This is a genomic window from Oerskovia sp. NPDC060287 (assembly GCF_042726775.1).
In the GTDB taxonomy this organism is placed as follows: domain Bacteria; phylum Actinomycetota; class Actinomycetes; order Actinomycetales; family Cellulomonadaceae; genus Oerskovia; species Oerskovia merdavium.
The window spans coordinates 1-6,474 of the sequence record NZ_JBHXBO010000228.1 but is presented as its reverse complement, the minus strand read 5'-3'; the positions used below and the strand labels follow the sequence as shown (position 1 = coordinate 6,474).

9 protein-coding genes are annotated in these 6,474 nt (G+C 70.2%); 3 read left to right on the top strand and 6 right to left on the bottom strand.

The window, feature by feature from the left end; genetic code table 11:
• Window positions 1-48: 48 nt before the first annotated feature.
• From ACFWFR_RS16180 to ACFWFR_RS16160, 5 genes are all read right to left on the bottom strand, one after another.
• Window positions 49-477 (bottom strand): hypothetical protein, encoded by a 429-nt coding sequence (locus ACFWFR_RS16180; protein ID WP_377623637.1) that lies wholly within the window; start codon window positions 475-477, stop codon window positions 49-51.
• Between the two features lie 39 nt (window positions 478-516).
• A complete protein-coding gene (locus ACFWFR_RS16175; RefSeq protein ID WP_377623636.1) occupies window positions 517-996 on the bottom strand; it encodes a VOC family protein in 480 nt (159 codons plus the stop codon).
• 116 nt (window positions 997-1,112) lie between these two features.
• The gene (locus tag ACFWFR_RS16170) at window positions 1,113-1,610 is read right to left on the bottom strand and encodes a heme-degrading domain-containing protein (protein WP_377623635.1); all 498 of its coding nucleotides are present in this window, start codon (window positions 1,608-1,610) and stop codon (window positions 1,113-1,115) included.
• 27 nt (window positions 1,611-1,637) lie between these two features.
• Window positions 1,638-2,615 (bottom strand): Ku protein, encoded by a 978-nt coding sequence (locus ACFWFR_RS16165; RefSeq protein WP_377623634.1) that lies wholly within the window; start codon window positions 2,613-2,615, stop codon window positions 1,638-1,640.
• A gap of 39 nt (window positions 2,616-2,654) precedes the next feature.
• On the bottom strand, window positions 2,655-3,206 hold the full coding sequence (locus ACFWFR_RS16160) for an MOSC domain-containing protein (RefSeq protein WP_377623633.1): 552 nt from the start codon (window positions 3,204-3,206) through the stop codon (window positions 2,655-2,657).
• Window positions 3,207-3,352: 146 nt separating this feature from the next.
• Between ACFWFR_RS16160 and ACFWFR_RS16155 the strand changes: the two genes are divergently transcribed.
• Window positions 3,353-3,655 (top strand): DUF1905 domain-containing protein, encoded by a 303-nt coding sequence (locus ACFWFR_RS16155; RefSeq protein ID WP_056650687.1) that lies wholly within the window; start codon window positions 3,353-3,355, stop codon window positions 3,653-3,655.
• Here the strand turns inward: ACFWFR_RS16155 and ACFWFR_RS16150 are convergent.
• Window positions 3,652-4,458: a GTP pyrophosphokinase family protein gene (locus ACFWFR_RS16150; protein ID WP_377617264.1), complete on the bottom strand. Its 807-nt coding sequence runs from the start codon at window positions 4,456-4,458 to the stop codon at window positions 3,652-3,654. The genes ACFWFR_RS16155 and ACFWFR_RS16150 overlap by 4 nt on opposite strands.
• Before the next feature lie 249 nt (window positions 4,459-4,707).
• Between ACFWFR_RS16150 and ACFWFR_RS16145 the strand changes: the two genes are divergently transcribed.
• Window positions 4,708-5,319: a TetR/AcrR family transcriptional regulator gene (locus ACFWFR_RS16145; RefSeq protein WP_377617265.1), complete on the top strand. Its 612-nt coding sequence runs from the start codon at window positions 4,708-4,710 to the stop codon at window positions 5,317-5,319.
• Window positions 5,320-5,433: 114 nt separating this feature from the next.
• Window positions 5,434-6,393 (top strand): DUF5692 family protein, encoded by a 960-nt coding sequence (locus tag ACFWFR_RS16140; RefSeq protein WP_377623632.1) that lies wholly within the window; start codon window positions 5,434-5,436, stop codon window positions 6,391-6,393.
• Window positions 6,394-6,474: the final 81 nt, after the last annotated feature.

Genomic DNA, 6,474 nt, shown 5'->3' with positions numbered 1-6,474 from the left:
CCCCATGCCGGTGGGGACGAGGGCCGAGCCTCGCTCGCGGCAGGGCCGCTAGGAGAGGACCACGACGACGGACGTCGCCCACAGCAGGTCGTCGAGGTAGACCCGGACGCGTGGCGAGTCGTCCTCCTCCGCCGCGACGACGACCCGCAGCGAATCGTCCGTGGCCTCGAGGACGATCCTTCCGCGTCCGCCCTCGAACCGGCCGTCGAACACCAGGCTCAGGTCGGCGACCAGCTGCCGCGGCGCCTTCGCATCGAAGACGACGACCGTCACGGGGCCGTCGACGGCGCTCTGGACGACGACGTAGAGCGAGTCGCCGTCGTGGTGAACGGGCCCAGCAGTGGGGTCGAACGTCTCGTGGACGGCCCTGCTCCCGTCCTCGGCGACCACCAGGAGTCCCTGCTCGAAGAACGCGTCGAACGACGCAAGGAACCTCTTCTTCCCGAGGAACATCCTCGGGAGATCGGTCGATCGCACAGCAGCACTCCGCTCCTCCGGGCCTCGCGCAGGGCTGCCTCAGGCTCCCGGAACATCCTCCCCCGCGAACGCGGCCCGCAGCGCGGGCATCTCGAGCTTGATCATCTGCATCATGACGCCCATCATCCGCGCCACGGCCGCCTGGTCGTCGGACTGCGCGAGCTCCTCGAACTCGACGGGCACGACCTGCCACGACAACCCGTAGCGGTCCTTGAGCCAGCCGCACTGCGACTCGGTGCCGCCGCCCGAGAGCAGGGCGTCCCAGTAGTGGTCGACCTCCGCCTCGTCCTCGCAGCGCACGATGAACGACACGGCCTCGCTGAACGGGAACAGGTGGTCGGGGCCGCCGTTGATGAGGTTGAAGGGCTGGCCCTGCAACGTGAAGTCGATGGTGACCAGGGTGCCGTCGGGCATCTTCAGGGAGTCGCCGACGGTGCTGTCGGGGAACACCGAGGTGTAGAAGGCCACGGCCTCCTCGAGTCCTCCGTTGAACCACAGGCTCGGGACGATCGGTCTCATCGCTCTCCTCCTCCCGCACGGCGCGCGGTGCGTCGCACTCTTCAGGTCCGACCGGCCGGGACCGGCGAACTCATCGGTCGGCGCACCCGGTCAGGCGCGGCGGCGCGGCGGGCGCGTCAGGCGGCGGTCCGCAGGAACGTCCCCAGCGCCTCGACCACGAGCAGGTGGTCGTCGCGCTGGGCCAGGCCGGACACGGTCACGACGCCGATCACCCCGACCCCCTCGACCCGCAGCGGGAACGCCCCGCCGTGGGCCGCGTACTCCTGGAGCGGCAGCTCGTGCTGCGCCGTGAACGTCGTGCCCCTGGCCTTGGCGCGCAGGCCCATGAGGTACGACGACGCACCGAACCGCTCGACCACGCGCACCTTGCGCTGGACCCAGGTGTCGTTGTCGGGCGTGGTGCCCTCGGTCGCGGCGTGGAAGACCTGCTGCGGCCCGCGGCGCACGTCGATCGTGATCGGCAGCGTCCGCTCCGCGGCGAGCTCGACGAGCAGGCAGCCGAGCCGCCACGCGTCGTCGTGCGTGAAGCGCGCGAGGACGAGGTCGCGCTCGTGCTGCTCGGCCTCGGCGACGAGGCGGGACAGGTCGGTGTTCTCGGGCTGGTCGTGGGTCATGGCGTCAGCCTGGCACGCCGCGGCACGTCACGCCGAGGCCTTCTTGCGCGTCGTCTTCTTCTTCGCAGGTTCCTTCGCCGAGGCGGGAGCCGTGCTCGAGGCGGCCTGGTCGTCCGAGGCGCGTGACGCCGTCGGGCGCTCGCTCTTCTTCCTCGTGGTACCCGACGGCGCAGCCTCCTTCGCGGGCTTCTCGCCCTTCGCGTCGCCCGACCTCTTGCCGCGCGAGCTCTCGACGCTGCGGCGCAGCGCCTCCATGAGGTCGATGACCTCGGCGCCCTCGCCGCCCTTCTCCTCCTGCTCGCCGAAGGTCTCCTCGGTGCTGAACGTGTCGCCCGCCTCGATCTTGGCCTCGATGAGCTGACGGAGCTGGGCCTGGTAGTCGTCCTGGTACTCCTCGGGCGTGAAGTCGGCCGCGAAGGACTCGACGAGCTGCGACGACATCGCGAGCTCCTTCGCGCTGACCTTCGCCGGCTCGTCGAGCGTCGGGAACGCGGCCTCGCGCACCTCGTCGGCCCACAGCAGCGTCTGCAGCACCAGCACGTCGTCGCGCACGCGCAGCGCCGCGAGCCGCGTGCGCTGACGCAGCGCGAACTTCACGATCGCGGTGCGGTCGGTCTCCTCGAGCGTGCGGCGCAGCAGCACGTAGGCCTTGTTCGAGGAGGAGTCGGGCTCGAGGTAGTAGCTGCGGTCCAGGAGCATGGGGTCGATCTGGTCGGTGGGCACGAACTCCACGACCTCGACCTCGCGGCTGCGCTCGGCGGGCAGCGACCCCAGGTCCTCGGCCGTGAGCACGACCGTGCGCTCGCCGTCGTCGTACGCCTTGTCGATGTGCTCGTACGCCACGACCTCGCCGCAGACCTCGCACCGGCGCTGGTAGCGGATCCGACCGCCGTCCTTGTCGTGCACCTGGTGCAGCGGCACGTCGTGGTCCTCGGTGGCCGAGTAGACCTTGATCGGCACGTTGACGAGACCGAACGTGATGGCACCCTTCCAGATGGCCCTCATGCCTCCATGGTGCTCCCGGGGCCGGGGCCTGGCGAGTCGTCAGACCATCTGGAGCCGGTGGTGCGGTCCGGCGGGGAGCTCGACCTCGATACGGTCGCCGGCGGCGACCGGCCCGCCCCGCTCGACCACGGTCATGATCCCCGCCTTGCGGATCACGTCGCCCTGGCCGTCCGGCAGGACGAGCCGCTTGAGCAGGCCCGGACGGAAGTCGTTGATCTGCTGGCACGGGTTGCGCAGCCCCGTGACCTCGAGGACGACCGTCTCGCCGAGGTGCAGGCGGGTGCCGCGCGGCAGGCCCAGCAGGTCGACCCCGCGCGTCGTCACGTTCTCGCCCAGGTCCGCGGGGCCGACGTCGAAGCCCGCCTCGGCCAGCTCGTCGAACAGCTCGGCGTGCATGAGGTGGACCTGGCGCAGGTTGGGCTGGGTCGGGTCGGCCCGCACGCGGCTGCGGTGCTTCACGGTGTCCCCGGCGTGCGCGTCGCCGACGACGCCCAGCCCTTCGACGACCTGGACGCTGGAGCGCAGGTCCTTGCTGAAGTCGTGGGCAGGGCTCGAGGCAACGGCCACGACGTGGGGCACGGGATCGGTCACGGGGCCATCATGGCGCGCTCGCGTGCGCGGTGGCGAGGTGGTCCGGCGCTCGGGCGGGCCGGCAGGGCGTCGGGTGCGGTCGCCGCGTGCGGGGCGCCGCCCAGCGCGGAGCGCCGCTTGTGGGCGGCGCCCGGCATCATGGGCGCATGGCCGGCACCAGGTACGAGTTCGAGGCGGAGCTGTGGCGATGGACCGCGCGCAGCGACACGTGGGTCTTCGCGGCCCTGCCCACCGACGTCAGCGACGAGATCGCCGACTCCCCGCTGCCCCCGGCCGGGTTCGGGTCGGTCAAGGTCGAGGTCACGCTCGGCGGCTCGCGCTGGTCCACGTCGGTCTTCCCCGACGCCGAGCGCAGGACGTTCGTGCTGCCCGTCAAGGCCGCGGTGCGTCGGCGCGAGGCGGTCGACGTCGGCGACACCGTGCGGATCGCGGTCGAGACGCTGATCTAGCCCGCGGCCGGGGCGTCGCCCGGTTCCACGGCGGCCGGCACCCCGGATGCTCCCGCGGCACCCATCGCCCCCGGCTTGCCCCGCAGGTAGGAGTCGAGCAGCTCCCACGAGGGAGCGAACGGGCTCGCGCTCTTTCCCTCGGGGTGCTCGGTCGCGGTGTCGCGCGAGTGCTGGAGCACCTCGTCGTGCAGGCGCTCCATCTTCTCGTCGAGCTCCGAGGCCGCGAGCGAGGCCTCCTTGAGCTCGTCGAGGAGGCGCTGCGGGACGGCCTTGTCGTACTTGTAGTAGATCTTGTGCTCGAGGCTGGCCCAGAAGTCCATGGCGATGGTCCGGATCTGGATCTCGACGACCACGGGCTGCACCCGGTCGGACAGGAACACGGGCACCTCGACGATCAGGTGCAGGCTCTTGTACCCGTTGCCCTTGGGGTGGGAGATGTAGTCGCGTTCCTCGAGCACCACGAGGTCCTGCTGCGCCGCGATCATGTCGCGCACCTTGTAGATGTCGGACACGAAGCTGCACGTGACGCGCACGCCCGCGATGTCGAAGATCTCCGCACGCAGCGCGTCGATCGTCAGGTCGACGCCTTTGCGCCGCGCCTTGGCGAGCAGCGACTCGGGCGACTTGAGCCGCGAGGACACGTGCTCGATCGGGTTGTACTCGTGGGCGTACGCGAACTCGTCGCGCAGGATGGTGATCTTGGTCATCACCTCGTCCATGCCGAACCGGTACGTCATCATCAGCCGCGTGAAGTGCTCCCGCAGGGCCCGTAGCTCTGCCCCGACCTGGGGTTCACCGCTCATGAGTTCCTCGCTGCTCGTGCTGACACCGACCATCTACCGTCGCACACCGCGCACCCCTGGAGGGACCACGTCCGCCCTCGCCCCCGGGGCGTCTCACGTCCTGGCGGGGCGCACGACCCGTGCCGCTGCCCGTCCGCAGGCCCAACGGCCCCGTTCTCCGGGACCTACGTCCTGACCTGCCGGAACACTGTTGACGCTGTGTCAATAGCGGTCCTAGCGTCGGAGTCATCAGCTCGGGAAGGAGCCCAGATGACCGACGCCACGAGGCCCAGACGACGCCGTTCGGCGCCCGAGGTGCGGGCCGAGGAGATCGTCCTCGCGGCCCGCGAGCTGTTCGCCGAGCAGGGCATCGCCCACACCTCGACCAAGGACGTCGCCGAGCGGGCCGGCGTGGCCCGGGGGCTCGTCTACTACTACTTCCCCGACAAGGACGCGCTCGTCGACGCGGTCCTCGAGGGGTACGTGGCCGAGTTCGTCGAGGCCGTGCACGCCTGGGACGCCGCCCGCGAGCCGGGCAACATCGACAAGGCGCTCGTCGACTGTGTCGCGATGTTCCGCACCCACCTGCGCTCGGTCGACCCGCTGCGTGACGACCTGCAGCGCGCCGAGCACACGGGGCTGTACAACCGGTTCCTCGACCGCGCCGTGCGCGCGGTCGTCGAGTGCGTCGAGGCCACAACGGTCGAGGCCTACGCGGCCCGGCACCAGGTCCGCATCGAGCACGTGCCCGAGACGTTCTACGTCCTGGTCTACGGCCTCGTGGGCCTGGCCCGGAACTGCCCCGAGGTCGACGACGCGGTGCTCGTGACGATCGTGCGGCAGGCGCTGCACCTCGAGGGGGCGCGGGCCGATTCCGAGTGACGCGACAGCACGGACCACACCGGTGCGCCGGGGTCCGCGCCCGTCCACCTGGCGCACCTCCCCCACCCGCCGGGACGACACCTGCCGTCCCGCCGTCCTGAGAAAGGGAGCGACGTGTTCCTGTTCGACTCCATCCCCTGGCAAGCCGCCGTCATGTGGTTCGTGGTGCTCGCGGCCCTCGTCGGCCTCAACGAGCTGGTCCGCTGGTCCAAGACCGCCGCGATCGGGATCTTCATCGTCCTGCCGGTCCTGCTGACGATCTTCGTGTGGCCGCACACCGCGGGCGCCGGTTCCTCGACCGGCACCTGGTTCCACTGGGTCAAGGTGTACTCGGCCCTGGCCGGGTGCATCGGCTTCATGCTCATCCGTTACAACCCTCGCATCGCGGCCATGAAGTACGCGTTGCTGTTCCCGCCCGCGATCCTGGGCCTCAACATCCTCGAGGCCGTGATCCGCGACTTCCAGGTCTCCGGCATGCACGGCATGGTCGACGGCGTCTTCATGGTCGGCGGCTCGTGGAACATCATGAACGGCGTCGCGGGCATCCTGAACCTGCTGACGATCTGCGGCTGGGCCGGCATCTACATCACGCGGGACCGGTTCAAGGACATGGTCTGGCCAGACATGATGTGGTTCTGGATCATCGCGTACGACCTGTGGAACTTCGCGTACGTCTACAACTGCGTGGGTGACCACGCGTTCTACGCGGGCGCAGCACTGCTCATCAGCTGCACCATCCCGGCGTTCTTCCTGCGCAAGGGCGCCTGGCTCCAGCACCGCGCTCACACGCTCGCGTTCTGGATGATGTTCACCATGGCCGTGCCGACGTTCGTGTCGGACTCGACCTTCGCGGTCGACTCGTCGCACAACCCCACGGCACTGTTCGTCGTGAGCCTGGTCTCGCTCCTCGCCAACGTCGCGGTCGCGGTCTACCAGGTCAAGGTCATCGTGACCAGGCGGCGCAACCCGCTGCGCGACGAGCTGTTCACCGACCACAAGTCCTACCAGGAGCTCGCCAAGGACCGTCCCGCCCCGAGCCCCGTGGCGGCAGCCGCGGGCAGCGTGACCACCTGAGGTCCTGCTCTGCGCTCACGACGGACGGGTCGTCGCTGTCGGAGAAGCCGTGGCGCTTGGCGTGGGCGAGCAGCTCGGGGG

What these genes read in the sequence shown, in the direction of transcription:
- ACFWFR_RS16150 (WP_377617264.1), bottom strand. Translation starts at nt 4,458, where the DNA reads ATGAGCGGTGAACCCCAGGTCGGGGCAGAGCTACGGGCCCTGCGGGAG.
- ACFWFR_RS16145 (WP_377617265.1), top strand. Translation starts at nt 4,708, where the DNA reads ATGACCGACGCCACGAGGCCCAGACGACGCCGTTCGGCGCCCGAGGTG.
- ACFWFR_RS16175 (WP_377623636.1), bottom strand. Translation starts at nt 996, where the DNA reads ATGAGACCGATCGTCCCGAGCCTGTGGTTCAACGGAGGACTCGAGGAG.
- ACFWFR_RS16155 (WP_056650687.1), top strand. Translation starts at nt 3,353, where the DNA reads ATGGCCGGCACCAGGTACGAGTTCGAGGCGGAGCTGTGGCGATGGACC.
- ACFWFR_RS16165 (WP_377623634.1), bottom strand. Translation starts at nt 2,615, where the DNA reads ATGAGGGCCATCTGGAAGGGTGCCATCACGTTCGGTCTCGTCAACGTG.
- ACFWFR_RS16170 (WP_377623635.1), bottom strand. Translation starts at nt 1,610, where the DNA reads ATGACCCACGACCAGCCCGAGAACACCGACCTGTCCCGCCTCGTCGCC.